This window comes from Psychromonas arctica (assembly GCF_036697365.1).
GTDB classification, from domain to species: Bacteria; Pseudomonadota; Gammaproteobacteria; order Enterobacterales; family Psychromonadaceae; genus Psychromonas; species Psychromonas arctica_A.
In genome coordinates, this window is sequence record NZ_JBAHZA010000013.1 from 23,396 (window position 1) to 43,236 (window position 19,841).

Below are 19,841 nucleotides of genomic sequence, written 5' to 3' on the forward strand. Positions count from 1 at the left end.
TTTTAATACAGTCAATAATTGAGTCATAATTTATCCATCAATATTAAAAAATAAGGCTTATTATCGTTTTATTAATAAGGATGATTTATCTGATTATTTTGATAGACTAATCAATCAATATAGATAAGAGGTTGTATATGCTGTTTCAAAATAAAACCAATCAACAACAAGTGTTAGATTGCTTAACACAATTTATCGAGCCCGAAATATTTAATAAATTACAGCAACAATCTCTCTTGACGGTTAATGTTGATGCGGCCGAAATTGTTATCTGTTTGCCATTCCATGCACCTGCATGGTTAACCAATTTAAAAGCAAAAACCGAGCAGCCTTTAACTGAATTATTTAAACAAAGCCCTGCATGGAAAGTTTCTTATAAAGTGCCGAGTTTTGAACATAAAAAAGCACCTAAACAAAATGCTAACATTAAAAATATAATTGCTGTTTCTTCAGGCAAAGGCGGTGTTGGGAAATCTACCGTAAGTGTTAATTTAGCTTTGGCTTTAGCCAAGAATGGCGCAAAAATAGGCTTACTTGATGCTGACATTTATGGTCCTTCAGTACCTATGATGCTTGGCGAGAAAGCAACAAAATCAACCTCTTCGGATGGAAAACTATTACAGGCAATTTCAGCTCACGGTATTGTTTGTAATAGCATTGGTTTTTTAATCGAAGATAAAGATGCCATGGTATGGCGTGGTCCGATGGCAAGTAAAGCTTTACAACAAGTATTAAACGAAACAGATTGGCCTGAATTGGATTATCTGGTTGTAGATATGCCTCCTGGCACAGGTGATATTCAACTTACTATGTCACAAAACGTTGCTCTAACGAGCGCGGTTATAGTCACTACACCGCAAGATGTGGCATTAATTGACGCTAAAAAAGGCGTTACTATGTTTAACAAAGTGGATGTGCATGTCACTGGATTAATTGAAAATATGAGTATCTATTCTTGTGTTAAATGTGGCCATCAAGAAGCTATTTTTGGGACAGGCGGCGGTAAGAAATTGGCTGAGGAATTTAACTTACCTTTCTTAGGAGCATTACCTCTTCATATCCAATACCGTGAAAACACTGATCAAGGCTATCCAACTGTTGCTAAAAATGAACAATCTGAATTAGTTGCTCCTTATTTAGCATTAGCTGAATCGGTTGCTATTAACTTATTTAAAGATTTACAACCTACGATAGAGCAAATCAAGATTACAGAGCTTAAGTAATAGAAACTAGTTTTCAACTGCAGGCAAAACGAGATAGGAATAAACAAAATAATTTGTGAGCAGATTGCCCTTGAAGTTAGGTTAATTTAACAAAAAAATTTGTTAGTTTTTAATGAAAATATGAATGTTGTTGATGATAGCGAAGGTTTAAACGATACGGGATCTTCATTAGATGATAAACTTTATGTTATTGCAAAATTCTTTTGAAAACTTAAAAAGTTAACTCAGTTCAATGCAAAATATTAAGCCAATTTAAGTTGCTTAATCGACCTAATTTAATGTTAAGAAGAAAAATAATGTCAAATAAACCATTAATCGAAGAGCTAACACAAGCTCTACAATGTTTACCAAGTGTTGGTCCTAAGTCTGCACAGCGTATGGTTTATCATTTGTTAGATAAAAACCGTAATGGTGCTTTGAAACTGAGTGATGTGTTAGCAAGAGCGGTTACAGAAATAGGCCATTGCAAACAATGCCGAACCTTTACAGAAGAAGATCTTTGCTCTATTTGTAGTAATCAAAAACGCAATGACAACGGAGTAATTTGTATAGTCGAAATGCCCGTTGATGTAGTTGCAATCGAGCAAACTGCCTTATTTTCTGGCACTTACTTTGTATTAATGGGGCATTTATCTCCATTGGATGGTGTTGGACCTGAGCAATTAGGCTTGCATTTACTTGAGCAGCAGATGCAAAAAGGTAATATTACAGAAGTTATTTTAGCAACTAACCCGACGGTGGAAGGTGAAGCAACAGCTTATTACATTGCAGAAATGGCAAGAAAGCAAAAAATTCAGGTAAGCCGTATTGCACATGGCGTGCCAGTGGGGGGAGAGCTTGAGTTTGTAGATAGCACAACCTTGTCACACTCTTTTACTGGACGTTCGATGTTATAAGTTAGTATTACTTTGAATGGTAAAACATGGATACGATAGAAATATTTATCGAGCTGATTACTGGAGAAACCATTCAAACAAGCGAATCCAAACTAATATGCACAGTGAGTAGATGGTAGAACTAAAAAATAGATAATATCTCACTCACTATAAGCCCATTTTTATATTGAAATTTATACTAAAAATATAAACTCATAATATTTAGGACTACAGCTAAAAGGAAATTTAATGTTCAAAATAATAATTATTACCGTATTAAGCACTTTATTATACGCGTGCACAAACAACTCTCATACCTTAGAAGGACAGTGGTTTTCCCCTAAACCCACTAAAGTAATTGAATTTAAAAATGGCAAAGTCATTGCGCACCGAATTGGAAGTGAAGAAGTATTAGAACTCGCTGAATATGAGCAATTGACTGATTCAACATACATACTAAAAGGTGAAAAAATAAATAAAGGAGTATTAACTATCACTGCGGATTGGAAGGATAACTCCTTTTCACTTACTGAGATGAGTGAGTATAAAGATAAAGTCACTGGCCCTTTTACGCCTGTGCCTAAAGCTAAACTATCAGATATTACCGGAACATGGTATGAACATACAATTGATCAAGAGTATGAAACTTCTATTATTATCACTCAAAGAGAATTATCATATGATTATGATTCTCTTGAAATTAATCATAATAACAAAACCTATTCAAGGATGTTCACGCCAAACATACCATTTACTTTTAAAGATGGATTTATATTTAATGAAATAGACCCAGAAACAGGGGACACATTTTCGTATTACTTGACTTCTTATAATGATAAGGAAGTCAGTTTTATCGGTCAATATGGTAATTTTTGGACTCAAACAAGATCAAAAAATCCTAGCCATATAGCTATTCCTAAAGGTTATACAGAAAAAAAATAGAGGAAATAAAAAGCCTCAAAGTTCGATTAACTTAATTGTGCTTTGGGCTTCATAATAATTTATATTAATGAGTAGCCAACTTTTAACCTTGTATATAAAAGGTTGAACAAGTAGGTGGCGTTTTATTCACTATTAAGAGTCCTTTATTAATAAGCTCTAATACCAATGCCTTAATTTTTAGATTCAGCTGTTTTATATGCGTTGATCTTTGTTCAATTTCTTTTATAAATCAAACAATGTTTCATTGCTGTCACAAACAGTGAATAACGTTTTTTGATATTTAAAGCTCTATTGATTGGATTGTGTCATTCAATTTTATTTCTTATTTATTACAAATACCTGAATGAAGTTGCAAAAATAATGCATTCTGATTATCACTAAAATTAAATATTTTTGTTGTACTTGAAAAAGTTTAACCAATTCATGGAGCGTTGACGTGGGGCTATGAAGAACTTTCGCGGTATAACGATTGCTGGTTATCTTAGTACTCTGTGGAATAAAGTATGTAACCAAAGTTAACTTTATTTAATTTAGACTAACGGAAGTTTTCAACTCATCTTGATAATTCGTTATTATATGGTTAAGCAATAATATATTTACGTTTCAAGGAAATAGATGTCTAACAATCAAAAAGGGACTTTTAAGGGTTCTGATAAAGCAAAAACAGCAATACAGGATTCGTTAGCTCGATCTATTTTTAATACGTTAATTGCTAATCGAATCCCTATCTCGATTGCTGATAAATTATCTCATCAAGCCGCTACACGCGTAGATATGGTGACACTTTATAGTGTGGTCGCACAAGATATCCAGTCTCTGCATCAACCAAAACAACGTATCTTAGATAGAACGATAGTGCATATGTTTGAAATTTTATTTCGTTTAATTAATGCACCTGCTGAAGACAAGAAGCCTAATGCCGAATTTTTTAATTTAGTACCACGTGGGGAGTGCTTAGACTTGTTTTTACAATTAGTTAAAGAATATTGTATGGGTGATATTGAGATACAAGGATATACGGCTAAGATAGAACCACTGACACAGCAGTACAATAAAGTAGGTGTCATTGATTGGGATAGTTTATACCAAAGTGAAGCATTTAAAGGATATCTATCAGGGCTCCTAAAGTTAATTTTGACTCACTTAAAGGAAGACAAGAAACCTATTCCTGCATTAGAGAATCGTATTCCTACACATTTCCAACCATACAGAATCAATTCTTTCTTAAATCAGGTATGTAAATTAAACCAGTCTGGTCAAATAGGCTTGGGTATGTAATTGGTATAATATCAGCTAATGAACTCATTAACCGGGTCGTATTAAAAAGGGCTAGCTTTGTGATAAAGCCAGCCCTTTTTAGTATTAATAAGTTAAACACCAATTATTTTTGAAATTGATTGGTACTGAAGCGTGTTAGGCCTTGTTTACCATTCGCTGGTTTAGTGCCAAACTTGGGCTTAGGTTTACGTCTATTATTTGCGGCTGCTTTACCTTGTCCTTTTGGCGTGCCTTTATTACCTTTTAAAGGTGCTTTTGCTTTTTTAGTATTACGACTAAGAATTTCAGCACGTGTTTCTTTTGGTACTAAACAAGTTGCTTTACTACCTATCAAGGTTTTATCTAAACCCATCTTGATTAAAGCTTCACGAATAATAGGCCAGTTGGCTGGATCGTGATAACGCAATATAGCTTTATGAAGGCGACGCTGGATTGTGCCTTTTGGAATAGATACGGATTCACTATTTCTTTTTACATTACGCAGCGAGTTAATCTCTGTGTGATACAAAGTTGTTGCGTTAGCTAAAGGTGAAGGGTAGAAGTTTTGCACTTGATCCAATTTAAAGTCATTCTCTTTAAGCCACATTGCCAGATTGATCATGTCCATATCCGTTGTGCCTGGATGAGCGGAAATAAAGTACGGGATCAGGTACTGCTTTTTACCGGCTACTTTAGAGTAGTGATCAAATAGCTCTTTGAATTTATCATAGCTTCCCATACCTGGCTTCATCATTTTATTTAATGGGCCTTCTTCCGTATGTTCCGGTGCTATTTTTAAATATCCACCAACATGGTGTGTTGCCAGTTCTTTAATGTAATCAGGATCTTCAATCGCTAAGTCATAACGTACGCCTGAGGCAATCAATACTTTCTTAATGCCTGGTACTCTTCGAGCTGCTCGGTATAGCTCAATGGTTGGCGTGTGGTCTGTATCAAGGTGTCCACAAATCGTTGGCCATACACAAGAGGGTTTACGGCACGTTGCTTCGGCTTTTGCACTCTTACAACGCAGTTTATACATATTAGCTGTTGGGCCACCAAGATCTGAAATAACGCCAGTAAACCCAGGCACTTTAAGTTTAATATCTTCAATTTCATTAATAATGGATTCTTGCGAACGGCTTTGTATGATGCGTCCTTCGTGCTCGGTGATACTACAGAAGGTACAACCACCGAAACATCCTCTCATGATATTGATAGATGTTTTTATCATATCGTAAGCTGGAATTTTAGCATCGCCATAACTTGGGTGCGGCACACGAGCATAAGGTAAACCAAACACACCATCCATTTCACTTTCTTCTAGTGGTGTTGCTGGTGGGTTTAACCAAATTGCGCGATTACCATGTTTCTGCATCAATGCTTTTGCTGACGTTGGATTCACTTCTTGGTGAAAAATACGAGATGCATGCGCATATAGTATTTTATTGTCTTTCACTTGTTCAAAAGTGGGTAAATTAATATAGGTAGTTGACCAAGCTTTTGCTTTCTCTATCCACCTCTTTTCACGCTCTTCTTGTGGTGTACTTTTATGAGGTGTCATCTGAATAACTTGTGCTGTTTTTGTTACATCAGACGTTTCATCAACCACATCATCATCTTTTGCAGTATCACATTTTTCAGTAAGATCTTGGTACGGGCTAGGGATCGGATCTATTTTACCTGGCTTATCGACGCTACGAGAGTCTATACCTGTCCAACCTGGTAATGCACTATTGGTTAAAAAAGCACTGCCACGAACATCGGTAATGGTTTTGACATCTTCACCTTGTGCAATACGGTGTGAAATTTCAATTAGCGGGCGTTCTGCATTACCATAAATTAACAGGTCTGCCTTTGAATCAAATAAAACAGATTGACGTACTTTGTCTGACCAATAATCATAATGTGCAATACGGCGTAAACTTGCTTCAATACCACCAATGATAATTGGAACACCTTTATAGGCTTCTTTACAACGCTGTGTATAAGCAGTAACGGCACGGTCAGGACGTTTGCCTCCTTCATCATTTGGCGTGTAAGCATCATCGTGTCTTAGTCTTCTTTCTGCTGTGTAGCGGTTGATCATTGAATCCATGTTACCGGCAGTCACACCAAAATATAAATTAGGTTTACCTAACTGCATAAACGCATCTTTCGAATGCCAATCAGGTTGTGCAATAATACCTACTCTAAAGCCTTGGACTTCAAGCATTCGTCCAATCACAGCCATGCCAAAACTAGGGTGGTCTACATAAGCATCACCTGTTACTAAAATAATATCGCAACTATCCCAGCCGAGCTTTTTCATCTCTTTGCGAGACATAGGTAAAAAAGGAGCAGCCTTAGAGGAAGCTTCACCTCTGTATTTAGGATATGAAAATAAATTGCGGTCTTTGGGGGTAGTTATTGGCTTCAAGAAAAATAATCTCTAGTGTTGGAATATAAAATTGCGCCATTATAACATAGAGTTTAACAAAGGTGGTTGTTGTACTGATTAAATAAAATCAACAAGTACAAATGTTAACCAGTTGATGATGAAAATCAACTGGTTAACATTTTAAGTTTTTTAACCTAATGGCTCAGCTAATTTTGCGATTAATTGGCGAGACTCTGGTTTAACAGAAGTAAGCATGACATCGATGACATCGCCAAGTTGTAATTCTATTTGCTCGCCTACTTTAACAACACCTTGTTCGCGCATACACTCTATCTTTTTGGCATCATTACTTGTCTTACCTAATAGACTACTTGGGATAAAGAAAGTCGCGCCGTTTTCTTGAACTCGAACACGACAACCAGCTTTAACAATATCAAAAATTTCTGCTTTATAGCGCCAATCTGAGTTTTCTTGATCTTTTAAGTAATTGCAGTACAACAGATTATTGACATCACGTTCCGCCATTCGTTGAGATTTACGTGCTTCATTTAAATGAATACCGATATCAACTGCAACAGGGCTAGCAGCTTGCTGTGTAAGCACAGATTTAATTAAACGATGGTTAATTAAATCACCGTATTTACGAATAGGTGATGTCCAAGTTGCGTAATGAGCGACGCCCATTGTGAAATGAGGAGCTGGTGTAGCGCTAGTATCTGCATAAGATAATAAACGACGAAGTCGGTGGTCTAAGTAAGCGTTATGTAATTTAGCCACCTGTTGACGCATTTCTACATAACCGTTCAATGTGACCAGTGACTCTGCTGTAACCTCAATACCATATTCTGCTAATAAGCTAACAGCTTTATTAATACGATCGCTAGCAATACCGGAATGAACATTAAACACACCAGCCTGTTTATGCTTTGCTAAAAAGTCACCTGCACAAACATTGGCTGCTATCATAGATTCTTCTACCAGTCGGTTAGCGCTGCGGCGAGGTTCGCATAAGATCTCATACACTTCACCTTTGTTGTTCAATTTTAGTGTGTAATCAGGTTGGTTTTTCATCACAATGGTGTTTTCACAACGCCATTGATGGCGAGCTGCGGTTGCTGTATCCAGAATTTTTAATAACTGACTTAATTCTCTATTTGGTTTCCACTGATCTTCTTTTAACTCATCACTTTCTAAATAAGTTGATACGTCATGATAGTTAAGGCGATAATGTGATTTTATCCAAGCCGCAAAAAAACTAGGCTCTTGTGTCATTGCACCTGTTTTATCAATGTGCATAGTACAACAGATAGTGGCACGTTTTTCACACTCCTTTAAGGAGCATAAACTATCGCTGAGATCTCTTGGTAACATTGGTACATTAAAATTCGGTAAATATAAAGTAAAAGCACGTTGCCACGCTTCTTTATCCATCTCTGTTTGTTCTGGTACATAAGCAGAAGGATCTGAAATAGCGACTGTTAGTGCCCAGCCTTGCTCATTTTCTTCAATATACAAAGCATCATCCATATCCTGAGTATTAACACCATCAATAGTAAAAAAGGGCGTTTTAGTCAGGTCTTGTCGTGCTAACTCAGGGTCAATAACTTGCCAAGGGTGGTCGAACTCAGGTGCTTTGTTTGGTAGTTTGTGTGTTGCTACTGCGATCATACGGTACGCAAAAGGGTCATTATACTCTGCTACTTTTTCAACAACTTCTACTAAAAAACCATTATCCTTTAATGCATGGTTTAATAGTTTAACCTTAACCCAATCGCCATCATGGTAACCTTGAGTCGTTAGCTGCATCGCCCCTTTAATTTTAAAGAAGCCATTGATCAGTGGATTATTTGCTTTGATCGAGACACGTTTACCACTTATTGATAATTGTGCAACAAATTCTGAAATGTCTGTTTGCTTTAGCTCTACAGGTGTTGCCGTTGACTTGTCACCATTTTCTTGAATGGTCGCGCTAATACGGTCCCCGTGTAATACTTTTTTCATCTCGTTAGGTGCGATAAAAAAACGTTTACCTTTATCGGTTTCTAGAAAGCCAAATCCACGCTCTGATGCTTTGACAATACCAGTACGCTTAGGCGTATTGTCTTGCATTGTTTGTTTAAGTTGATTAAGTAATGGATTGTCTTGAAACATGCTTGAAACCTTTAATAAATTACAATAAGTAAGGTGTTTAGAGAGAAAGTTTTATCAACAATAAGTCTGAAATAATAAAAGCGTTGAAATCTATAAACTTGTGTTGAGATAGTAAAGGTGAATGGTATTTAATTAAAGGTTGAACTGCTGAATTCGTGAAATTTAAATAGATTTATAAAAAAATGGAAAAAAGACTTGGCTTTTATTTTAACTTGTATATTATACGCCTCGTTCTGCGGAGGGGTGGCAGAGCGGCTGAATGCACTGGTCTTGAAAACCAGCGAGGGTTAATAGCTCTCCGAGAGTTCAAATCTCTCCTCCTCCGCCACATTAAGAAAAAAGGCTTCTCATTGAGAAGCCTTTTTTCGTTATAAATCTAGTGACTTACCTCAACTAATATTATTTTGTTTAACCTTCTGATCAAAATTAGTTTTACTTATATCAATAAGACTAATTAACTAATTTACTTCACTTCTTAAAATAACTTATTTATTCATTGTTATTTTCGCAAATAGAACAAGTATTAAAGAATTAACATCTTACCGTCAATTCTCCGATAAACTATTAACGAAGTTAATCGACGAAAGTCTTAAATTGCGCCTTGAACTCAATCATTTTTCCTGCGTAAAATTTAGATCACTTATTTAATATAATTGGTATAACGAAGCCATCTTTGGAGGTTTCAATTTACGTATTCGAAAAATAGTTCATTTTTTAGGGATAAATTGTTCTAAAGTGCTGTTCCCCTAATTAAGTTTATAACGAAAAGAGGGCTGATTAAGAAGTAAGTTAGATAAGCTATTTATTGGAGGCGGTATAATTATTTAATATAAGTGGTATTACATACAAAGAGAATAATTAATAGATATTGTATAACAAGCTGATTTCCTTGTTGTTGTGCTTTTTTATTCGCCACATTTAATGCGTTAAACAACAACTAGTTTGAAAAGTAAGCACTTAAACAGTTTTTTTAAAAAATAGCTTGGCTTTTATCTCAGATTCTATAATATACGCCTCGTTCTGCGGAGGGGTGGCAGAGCGGCTGAATGCACTGGTCTTGAAAACCAGCGAGGGTTAATAGCTCTCCGAGAGTTCAAATCTCTCCTCCTCCGCCACATTAAGAAAAAAGGCTTCTCATTGAGAAGCCTTTTTTCGTTTTGCTCCAAACAACTATTTATAATCCTGCATTTTATTTCTACTATATACAACCTCTCCCTGATTTAATTTTTTGACTCCCTTTTAACTCAAATGTTTTAGTACTAATTGTGTTTAATATGTAGATTTGGTGGCGTTGTTAAAACACAACTCTAACCATTTATCCTTCTATTAACTTTATTATTACGATTAAAACATATCTTGTCTAAATAAAGCGGCAATCACTGCCTCTATGGCAATATGAGCCTGCAATTTTATTGCCTATTTCTTATTTAAATCCTAGTAATTATTCTTTTTTACACAATATAGTCATTATTTTTTTACTACTTTTGAAATATTGTTCTATTATTTAAGTAGTATTTATCGTTTATTCGTCGAACCATTCATAATGGCATAAATAATGCTTTTGTTTATTTTGTAAACGGTAAGTTTTTTTAAATAAAAAAAGAAAAAGCTTAAGTTTTTTATTTTCCTGTCGATAAATTGACGTGGACATTGAACTAATTAGAGGGATTTATGACAAACATTGGCATTAATCATTACAACACTAATCTTAAAGTTGCCCAGCCTCAAAATGCACAAGCTAAAGAGGCTGAAGCGACTAAAGAGGCAACAGCTGTTGCACCAGCAGAAAATAAACATGTTGAGTTATCTGCTAAGGCTAAAGAGCTTTCAGCAGCGGAACTTGCACAGACGGCTAAACCTGAAGAAGAAGGCACAAGTAAAGTTGAATCTTTTGCCCATGGAATGTTAGGCATGGATCATCCTGAAAAAGATAAAGAAGAAGCTGATGATAGCTATTCTGCTGGGCAATTTTTGAAAGGTGCCTTGTCTGTCGGTGCTTTATTACTTGCAGTGGTTTAATGCAATAATAAATGTAAACATGATGCCAATCTTTAGCACAGTCTACTTAGTTGGTCGAGTTATATGCAGTGCAGTTTTTTGTAGATAGCGACTTATAGTAAGTAGACTAGCTTGGCTTATGTTCTGTCTTTATTTTTGAATGTTTGTTTCATATCAGTTTTGTATCGCTTTCATTACTTTCTATTTAACTTTGAATCCATCGCATTTTATATTGTTTTTGAATCTTTACAGCTAACGTTAATTTTTATACCTTCCTCTGCACATAAACTGAATGGTAATAGGGCTCCTTATATTACTTTCTATCCCTTATACCAATCGCACTAATTAATTGATCTATTTGACTTGTTAAAATGACTTATACCAATCACACTAAGTAACTGATCTATTTTGCTTGTTAAAATAACTTATTTCTTCGATGTAACTTTCGTAAATAGAACAACTATTTAACTTAAGTTACGCCTTAAACTAAGTCATTTTTCCTGCGCAAAATTTAGATCATTTATTTAATGCAATTGGTATTATTTCTTTGTTGTAATTTTCGCCAATAGAAAAACTATTAAAGAATTAACATTTCACCGTTAATTCTCCGATAGACTATTAACGATGTTAATCGACGAAAGGCTTAAATTACGTCTTGAACTCAGCCATTTTTCCTGTGTAAAATTTAGATCACTTATTTAATATAATTGGTATTATTATTTATTAGCTTTAATTTTTACGTAATAAAAATAACTAAATTAACAACTTCCTTTTTTCTTTTTCCTATTTAAATATTCCAATGTTAATTAATAGCCTTTAATGGTTTTTTAAAGGCTATTAATTAACATCTCTAAAAATTCTTTTTCTAGGCTACATTTAAAGATGTGTTGAATTTAAATAAAATTAATTCATGTTGATTATTTTGTGGCATGGATTCTGCTTTATCTAAGTATATTCACAGTGATTATTACTTTAAGTTTGTTTATTTACGTTATTAACACAAATAAATGTCATAAAAATGGCGTTAAATATCAAAAAATCGACACAAGCTTTATCAAGTTATCGGCAGCACCAGATACTTTGGAAAATTTTGGCTGTATTCATATTAAACACTATTTTATTTTAAGGATTAAAATAATGAAAAAGTCCATTTTAGCGTCTCTCATTGTACCTGCATTAGTTGTTGGGTGTGGTTCAGGATCTTCAGGCTCAAGTGCTCCAACTTATCAATGGCAAGTGGTGCAATTAAAATCAGTAAGCGAAAGCTCGTTAAGTAGTAAGTGTATTATATACGCTGACTCAGAATTAAATGACGGAGAAGTGATCACTGCTTATGTCGCTGAGGATGATTACAATATTCTTTACCATAATGCTGATGGAACTATTGCAGAAACTTTCTCTGCGGACGATATTACCAATGGTTTGTTTACCATTACCAGTACTGATGTACCAGATGACGGTTATGTGACACTGGAAGAGATTGAAAGCTTAACTGGTGGTGATCGTGGTAGTTACATGTTTAGTGTACAAAAAGATCTGCTTGAAGATTTGGTGTTAAACATTACTCAAGAGCAAGATAGTGCTTGCTATACTGGCAGCGATTACCGAGAGACTGATTCAGATACTGCTTTAGTAAATGTACAACAACCAGATTCAGATCCCGATTATTACCAAAGTAGTTACGATGTTGACTCTGTGAATGGCAAAGCGACAGCAACAGCTATTCCTGTTGACTCTCCTTACCCTGCATCTCGTGACGTATTGATTACCGCTTTTGCTTCATATGATTCAAGCTCAACAGAGTACACTGAACTTTCAGAATGGGCATTTATTAGCTCTGCTAACTTATATGAAGATTCTAATGATACTGCAAGCACACTTACAGCCAGTCTTTCAGGCAACGGCTTAACAGATGTTTACTGGTTTACCACTGATACTGTAGAGCTAGACAGCGACAGTGCAATTATTGCAATACATGATAATCAAAGTTACTTTTGGCAACCTATTTATGACGATGTTGATCTATTAACTTTAGCTTATGATACATCGGAAGTGTCTTTGTGGAGTGGATACCTATCAGGTACTATTACTTCAAACGATTGGTTATTCACAACTTTCACTGAATTGGATGATGTTACTTTCCTTGAGTTAGAAGCATTTGCTTTGGTAGAAGATGTTTTAGACGGTGTGAGTGTGGCTAGCACTTGTGATGTAGCTGACGCATTTTGTCTTGATATGAATGGAAGCTATTCGAGTGATGACTTTGATTATCAACGTGTACATTTCCGTTTAGATGAAGATCGTACAAGTTCTTCTAGTAATATCTCTTATCAATCAATTTATTCACTTGCTAACGAAGAACCTGTTATATTAGTTAGTAGCCTATTTGATTATACCGACCCAACATTATCACGTATTGAAGTTAATTTAGTGAGCTCTGATGCTGACAGTGGAGATGTAATTCAATACCTGATGACAACTAATGTCGACCTAGTTGATTTAGGTGAATATAGTGCCTCTGATTTTGTAGATGATGATGCTGCGACAGAGTTTTATAGTGATTTAAACGGTTTAATTACTACCACTTCTGATACAGAAGATTTGTATCAAGCTATGCTAGAGAGTAATACTACTACTTTAAGTAATGCTTACGAATTTTAAATTTTATTAATTTGAGCCCTTTAGCCCTGCCTTTCAGCAGGGTTTTTTTTGCTTAGTATTTTTGCCTGTACCAGATGTATTAGGCCCTTTTAGAAGGGATTCACATAAAACTAAGATTGGTTGGCTAAAGTACGTGTTGTAGATGTGCTGTTAATTTTAGGTTTTGGAACCTATTGGCTAGTATGTTGTCTATTAGATTATCAAGTTAATTGTAATTATTTTATTTTTGGAGCTCATATGCGTTTATTAACTTTAGTAGGTATTCTTTCTTTATCATTGTCTTTATCTGGTTGTGGATTTTTTCATCATCATGGCGGTGGTCATGGAGGCGGTAATCATAGCAATCATAGTGACCGTCACTAAATCGTTACTAATAACTACCGACAAAGAATTTTGTCGCTACAATATAATTCATCTTAAATACTAATTAAGATGAATTATATTAAGTTTGCTGGGGTATTAATGTTAACTTTACTTGTTAAAATAGCCCACTTTTTCGTAGTAAATTTCGTAAAGGGACCTGCCATTAAAGAATTAACATCTTTTAGTTAATTCTTAGTTAGATCATTAACTAAGTAAATCTTTGAAAACCTCTATTTACCTCTTGAATTGAACTGTCTTTCCAAGACAACATATTTAATGTAATTGGTATTATTTTTAAGTATTGCTTTCGTTTCTGGGATCAAGAAAAGCTTATTCTGGCACTAAGCAAGCTATAAATTTGCTTGCATAATCAGTCTACTAAAAATTAACTGCTTTTTTTAGGTTAATATGGACTTGATTATGTAAGGTAATACATCATGAATATAGAGACTCATCCAGCCCTTGTCGGCTCACTTAGTTCTACCGCTCCTTCTGAAGAAGTAATCAATTTTAGCCCTGGTCCAACTTCGCTCCCAAAAGACGTTGAAGCACAAATTGCTGCTAGTTTTAATAAACCAGGTTTTACATCATTATCATTATCGCATCGAGCACCAGAATTTTTAGCTATTTTAGAGCATGCTATTGCCACCGCACGTGCAGTAATGGAAATCCCAGAAGAATATGAAGTACTTTTCACTCATGGTGGCGGTCATGGTCAATTTGCAGCATTACCTTTAAATTTATGTACAGATATGTCAGATATTGCGACTTATGTAGTTAATGGCACATGGTCTGCTCGTGGTCGAGATGAAGCAAGTAGATATTGTGATGTACATACTATTGATGGGAGTGATCCTGAAACTGGTTTATTTACACATTTTCCAGAATTAACTGAATCTAATGTCCATACTGATAGTAAGTATGTTTATTTTTGTTCAAACGAAACTGTAAATGGGGTTGAGCTACATCGCTTACCTAGCTTACCTGAATCATTGAAACATATTCCATTAGTTGTTGATGCGAGTTCCGATTTTACTACAAAACCGATTGATTGGCGTGGTAGTGGAGTCGGTATATTGTTTGCTTGTGCATCAAAAAATATTGGTCATCCAGGTCTAACAATTACGGTTGTTCGTAAAGATCTATTAGGCAAAGCATCACCGCTATGTCCGGGTATATTTAATTACACAACTAACAGTGAAGCTGGAAATCTGTGGAATACACCGGCTACTTTTAATATTGAAGTGGTAGGTATGGTCATGGATTGGTTACTTAAAGAAGGAGGTGTACATGAGTGTGAACGCCGATCTATTGCTAAATCCGAGGCGCTATATAAAGTAATTGATCATTCTAACGGCTTCTATGGAACACCTGTTAATAATAAAGTATTGCGTAGTCGTATGAACGTTCCTTTTAATATAGCTGGTGGGGATGATGCATTAACCAACAAGTTCTTAATTGAAAGTTGGGATAAAGGCATGGTGGGTCTTAGAACATTAACTCCTTTTGGTGTTGGCGATTATTTACGTGCAAGCTTATACAATGGTGTCACAGTTGAAGAAGCAAACAAACTCGCTGCTTTCATGACTCGCTTTCAAATAGAAAATGATCTTTCTAAATAATAGGCTGTAATAAATTGTGTTGCTGCTTATAAACAACCCTAGGTTTTTTTGTTTAGAAAGCCGTTAAACAGTGCCTATCAATTATATTTTTAATATGCTGGTTTACACTCGTAGTCCGGCATTTTCTATTTTAAAAACGCAATTATTAGAATTACTACTTTTTGAGCAATATAAACCACTCATATCATTAATTAATAATAAATATTATTCCTTTATGGATAAAAAAGTTATATATTAAATAACATCATAAAGTAAGCTTACTAACAAAAATAAGTCAGTCTGATGGTTGGTTCTTATTTACCTACATGGAGTTTTGTAAGTATTAATAAATAGTTTAATTCAATTTTATTGATTCATTATTTACTTAAATAACTTATTTTATCGTTGTCATTTTTCCAATGAAATAATCACATCATTTAAAATAAGTTATTGCCAGGCATAAAACGTAAAAGAGAATTACTAATATTTTTAATTAACCTATACTTTTATTAGTTAACTATTCTCTAAGGATGTCATATTTTAAATATCATTGATAACTTAACCTCTGCTATTTTCCTTTTTCCAAAAGTTATTGTTACCTATTATGCATGACAACAGTAAAACTCTTTTAGCAGCAATCACTGTATATAGAGGCAGTGTCAATATGGTAACAAGTTGTAATGATGCTTTTATTGAACTATCAGGCTTCTCCCGAGCAACTATTCGTAACCTACACCTGCAAAGTAAACTGATACTTGATAAGAGTAATCGTTATTCGACGTTAGATGTTTTATTTGATGAAACAATGCATAGCGACGAAGGGGTTATTACTAGCGCTAAAATATTTAATCAATTTTATTATGCAGTAAGTGTAAAACTACATTGTGTCTATGAGGGAGCGGATATTTTTAAGTTGTACTTTAATGTTTCTGAGAATAAATCTATTGATCCAATCACTAACCTACCAAATGGTTGGGCTTTAATTTCTCGTGTTAATTATTTACTAGATAGCGGTCGTTTTGCATTAAAAGATATGGTGCTATTAGTACTAGAAGCCGACAATTTCTCTGCTATTAATTTTCGTTATGATTATACCATTGGTGATCAATATCTCACTTTATTGGGGCAGCGTTTACAGTCTTTATTAAAAAGTTTTGGGTTTGTTATTCGTTTTTCTAATGCTAAATATGCGATACTCATTGAAGACAATGAAAATTTATCAGAGTTAGTACTAAGAAAGCGTATTGAGCTTATTTGCCAAAATCTTTGCTTCTCTTTAGCTAAACCTATTGTTATCTCTGATGATCTGGCTATTAGTAAGTCATTTAGTATTGGAGTGAGTGCCCCTGGCTATGACTACCACAGTTATCATTCGATGCAAATTGCAGCAGAAACAGTAAAACAAAAAGCTAAAAAATACAGTATTAACAATTATTTTATTGCTACACCTGAGCCCAAAGAAGATTTCTTACGGTATAAATTGATCATAGAAGCTCTGCCTAAAGCAATGTCTGCGGATATTATCGATATCCATTATCAGCCTCAATATGATATGCATACCCAAGCGTTAGTTGGATTAGAAGCACTTTCTCGTTGGACAGATCCGAGCCTAGGTGTTATTCAGCCAGATATTTTTGTCGCTATTACTGAAGAAATTGGTTTGCACTTTGAGTTTGATCTATGGGTATTTGAAAAAGTATGTAAGCAGTTAACACTCTGGCAACGTCAAAGTATCCATGTGCCAAGAATTGCTATTAATGTATCTTTTAAAACCATGGAAATGAGTGATTTTATTGAGCGTATTAAACAGATTCTTGTAAGGACAAACTGCCCGACACATTTTATCGAATTAGAAGTAACTGAAACCTCATCAATTAATAACGATAAAATGCTTTCTGATAATATGTTGCAAGTGAAAGCATTAGGAATGCATATCGCTTTAGATGATTTCGGTACAGGCTATTCATCCTTAAGTTTGATTCGAAACTTTCACCATTCCATCAATAAACTAAAACTGGATCGTAGTTTGGTTGATAAAATTTGTCATACTGAACTAGATAGAAATTTTATTAAACATATCATTGAACTGGGAAGAATTTTGGATGTAAGAGTATTAGCTGAAGGAGTGGAGACTGAACAACAACTTGAGCTATTAATAGAGTTAGGTTGTGATTATGTTCAAGGCTACTTTTTTTCCAAAGCTTTACCTCTATCAGAGATTATTGAGCTAATTAAACAAGATACTGCAATAATTTAATTCATATAATATAGGATTTTATTAGCCCATAAAACTTTTCTAAATAGTAAAAGATCAGCTGGCTTGTATTGCTCATTAGTTATTAATGCAGTAACCTAAAGACGTTAATTAGTTTTAGTGATGATCCAATTAAGAGATTGTTATTAGTTACTTTTTTGTTTCACTAGGCTGTTATGTGAGTAACAGTTATTACTGTAAGGAAATAAGATGACAGAGATTGATATTGGTATTAGTAAAGAAAATCGTGCAGAAATATCTGAAGGCTTGAAACGTCTTTTAGCGGATTCTTATACTCTATATTTACAAACGCACAACTTTCATTGGAATGTTACGGGCCCACAGTTCCGTGAGTTACATTTAATGTTTGAAGAGCATTATACAGAACTTGCAGTTGCAGTTGATGATATTGCTGAACGTATTAGAACCTTAGGTGATGCTGCACCGGGTACTTATAAAGAGTTTGCAAGACTTAGCTCGATTGAAGAAGTTGAAGGTGTACCAAGTGCATCAGATATGGTTTCTCTATTGACGAAAGCACACGAGCAAGTTGTAAAGACATCTCGTAAAGTATTAAAAGTTGCACAAGAAGCAGATGATGAGTCTACTGCATCTTTAGTATCAGACCGTATGCGTATTCATGAAAAAACGGCTTGGATGTTAAGAGCGACTAAAGCGCTATAATTTAGTCTTTTTAGACGAATAATAAGCGTGTGGTCGTCATGATCACGCGCTTTTTTATTTTTAAAAAAGTTATGCCTATGATATCAAGACTTCCACGTTGGGTTGAATCTGGTGCATTTATACTTGCGTTAATCGCAGGGTTTATCAATTCAATTGGCCTATTAGGTTTCCAACATCAAGCTATTTCACATCTTTCTGGTACTGCAACACAATTTGGTACAGGATTGATCACAGCCTCTTTTTCATCTAGTTTACATCTTTTATTTATTCTAATTAGCTTTGTTATTGGTTCTGTTATTTCTGGTTATTACTTGAAAGGTGGTTCGTTAAAATTAGGCCGACGTTATAGTGGGTTACTGTACTTAGAAGGGTTGTTGCTTTTAATGAGTATTTTTTATTTATCAAAGGATGGGGTAGCTGGACATTATTTTGCTTCCGCTGCCTGTGGTTTGCAAAATGCTTTAGCCACAACCTATAGTGGAGCGGTAATTAGAACAACCCATATGACTGGCATTTTTACCGATATCGGTATTATGATAGGTGCTAAATTACGTGGCGAAGCTTTTGATAAAAGAAAGTTACTGCTCTTTATGTTAATTATTACAGGATTTATTAGTGGAGGAGTACTGGGGGCTTATTTTTTCGATCTTTTTTACTTTCAAGCTTTATACATCCCTGTGTTCATATGTATATTCCTCGCATTATCTTATTCAATTTATAGTTTAAAAATGAATAGATAAAATGGATTTTTAATCTCTTTAAAGGAAAGTTAAATAATGGAAGCACACTCATTAATTTTATTTGTTATTGCAGCATTATCGATTAACTTGATTCCTGGGCCTGATGTTATTTACATTGTAAGCAATACCATGAAAGGTAATATAAAATCTGGTATTCAAGCGTCGTTGGGATTAGGAGCGGGTTATTTAATTCATACTTTTGCCGCAGTGATAGGATTATCTGCATTGATTGTCAGTTCAGCTTTGTTATTTACGGTAATAAAATATTTAGGGGCTGCTTATCTTTTGTATTTAGGGGTTCGCTCACTAATTAACTGTTATCAACAACAAAGTGCTTTTTCTATTAATACCAATGAGAATCAAAAATCTAAACATGTATTTAAACAAGGGATGATTGTAAGTGTATTGAACCCTAAAGTGGCTATGTTTTTTCTGGCTTTTTTACCGCAATTTATTGATCCTGCTAGTAGTAATGCGAGTCATCATTTGTTGATATTAGGTTTATTGTTTAGTGCATTAGCAACGCTGTGCAATTTACTATATGCCAGTTTAGGCAGTGTGTTAATTAAAGGCACAAAAGCACAAGGCTATAGCCGAATACTAGAAGGAGTATCCGGTAGCGTTTTAATTGGACTAAGCGCAAAAATAGCGTTAACTAAGAGTTAATAATAATTAACTAAAGTAATTGATTGATACTGTACGACGGTAGAAA

At 34.7% G+C, this 19,841-nt stretch carries 14 protein-coding genes and 2 tRNA genes; 14 read left to right on the plus strand and 2 right to left on the minus strand.

Annotation, left to right across the window (positions count from 1 at the left end; genetic code table 11):
- The first annotated feature begins 137 nt into the window (after nt 1-137).
- From apbC to V5290_RS13710, 4 genes are all read left to right on the plus strand, one after another.
- Nucleotides 138-1,223 (plus strand): iron-sulfur cluster carrier protein ApbC, encoded by a 1,086-nt coding sequence (gene apbC / locus V5290_RS13695; protein WP_333386871.1) that lies wholly within the window; start codon nt 138-140, stop codon nt 1,221-1,223.
- Nucleotides 1,224-1,519: 296 nt separating this feature from the next.
- The gene (gene recR, locus V5290_RS13700; protein ID WP_333386874.1) at nt 1,520-2,119 is read left to right on the plus strand and encodes a recombination mediator RecR; all 600 of its coding nucleotides are present in this window, start codon (nt 1,520-1,522) and stop codon (nt 2,117-2,119) included.
- 228 nt (nt 2,120-2,347) lie between these two features.
- Nucleotides 2,348-3,040: a hypothetical protein gene (locus tag V5290_RS13705; RefSeq protein WP_333386877.1), complete on the plus strand. Its 693-nt coding sequence runs from the start codon at nt 2,348-2,350 to the stop codon at nt 3,038-3,040.
- Between the two features lie 615 nt (nt 3,041-3,655).
- Nucleotides 3,656-4,318, plus strand: a complete 663-nt coding sequence (locus tag V5290_RS13710) for a hypothetical protein (RefSeq protein ID WP_333386880.1) — start codon at nt 3,656-3,658, stop codon at nt 4,316-4,318.
- 103 nt (nt 4,319-4,421) lie between these two features.
- Here V5290_RS13710 and V5290_RS13715 read toward each other — a convergent pair whose 3' ends face one another.
- Nucleotides 4,422-6,623 carry a YgiQ family radical SAM protein gene (locus tag V5290_RS13715; RefSeq protein ID WP_333387031.1) on the minus strand — a complete coding sequence of 734 codons (2,202 nt, stop codon included), beginning with the start codon at nt 6,621-6,623 and terminating at the stop codon, nt 4,422-4,424.
- A gap of 243 nt (nt 6,624-6,866) precedes the next feature.
- The gene (locus V5290_RS13720) at nt 6,867-8,828 is read right to left on the minus strand and encodes an exoribonuclease II (RefSeq protein WP_333386882.1); all 1,962 of its coding nucleotides are present in this window, start codon (nt 8,826-8,828) and stop codon (nt 6,867-6,869) included.
- Nucleotides 8,829-9,065: 237 nt separating this feature from the next.
- Between V5290_RS13720 and V5290_RS13725 the strand changes: the two genes are divergently transcribed.
- The 10 genes from V5290_RS13725 (at nt 9,066) to V5290_RS13770 (ending at nt 19,795) form a co-directional block, all read left to right on the plus strand.
- A tRNA-Ser gene (locus V5290_RS13725) sits at nt 9,066-9,156 on the plus strand.
- Between the two features lie 696 nt (nt 9,157-9,852).
- Nucleotides 9,853-9,943 (plus strand) — tRNA-Ser (locus tag V5290_RS13730).
- A gap of 556 nt (nt 9,944-10,499) precedes the next feature.
- The gene (locus V5290_RS13735) at nt 10,500-10,847 is read left to right on the plus strand and encodes a hypothetical protein (protein WP_333386885.1); all 348 of its coding nucleotides are present in this window, start codon (nt 10,500-10,502) and stop codon (nt 10,845-10,847) included.
- A gap of 1,116 nt (nt 10,848-11,963) precedes the next feature.
- Nucleotides 11,964-13,487, plus strand: coding sequence for a hypothetical protein (locus V5290_RS13740; protein ID WP_333386887.1), 1,524 nt, complete (start codon nt 11,964-11,966; stop codon nt 13,485-13,487).
- A 237-nt stretch (nt 13,488-13,724) separates the two neighbouring features.
- Nucleotides 13,725-13,850, plus strand: a complete 126-nt coding sequence (locus tag V5290_RS13745) for a hypothetical protein (RefSeq protein ID WP_333386890.1) — start codon at nt 13,725-13,727, stop codon at nt 13,848-13,850.
- A 437-nt stretch (nt 13,851-14,287) separates the two neighbouring features.
- Nucleotides 14,288-15,472, plus strand: a complete 1,185-nt coding sequence (serC, locus tag V5290_RS13750) for a 3-phosphoserine/phosphohydroxythreonine transaminase (protein ID WP_333386892.1) — start codon at nt 14,288-14,290, stop codon at nt 15,470-15,472.
- A gap of 643 nt (nt 15,473-16,115) precedes the next feature.
- A complete protein-coding gene (locus V5290_RS13755; protein ID WP_333386893.1) occupies nt 16,116-17,708 on the plus strand; it encodes a GGDEF domain-containing phosphodiesterase in 1,593 nt (530 codons plus the stop codon).
- A gap of 207 nt (nt 17,709-17,915) precedes the next feature.
- Entirely contained in the window at nt 17,916-18,389 is a 474-nt protein-coding gene (locus V5290_RS13760; RefSeq protein ID WP_290039150.1) for a Dps family protein, read from the plus strand.
- Between the two features lie 77 nt (nt 18,390-18,466).
- Entirely contained in the window at nt 18,467-19,129 is a 663-nt protein-coding gene (locus V5290_RS13765) for a YoaK family protein (protein WP_333386898.1), read from the plus strand.
- A 36-nt stretch (nt 19,130-19,165) separates the two neighbouring features.
- Entirely contained in the window at nt 19,166-19,795 is a 630-nt protein-coding gene (locus V5290_RS13770) for a LysE family translocator (RefSeq protein WP_333386901.1), read from the plus strand.
- Nucleotides 19,796-19,841 lie beyond the last annotated feature (46 nt).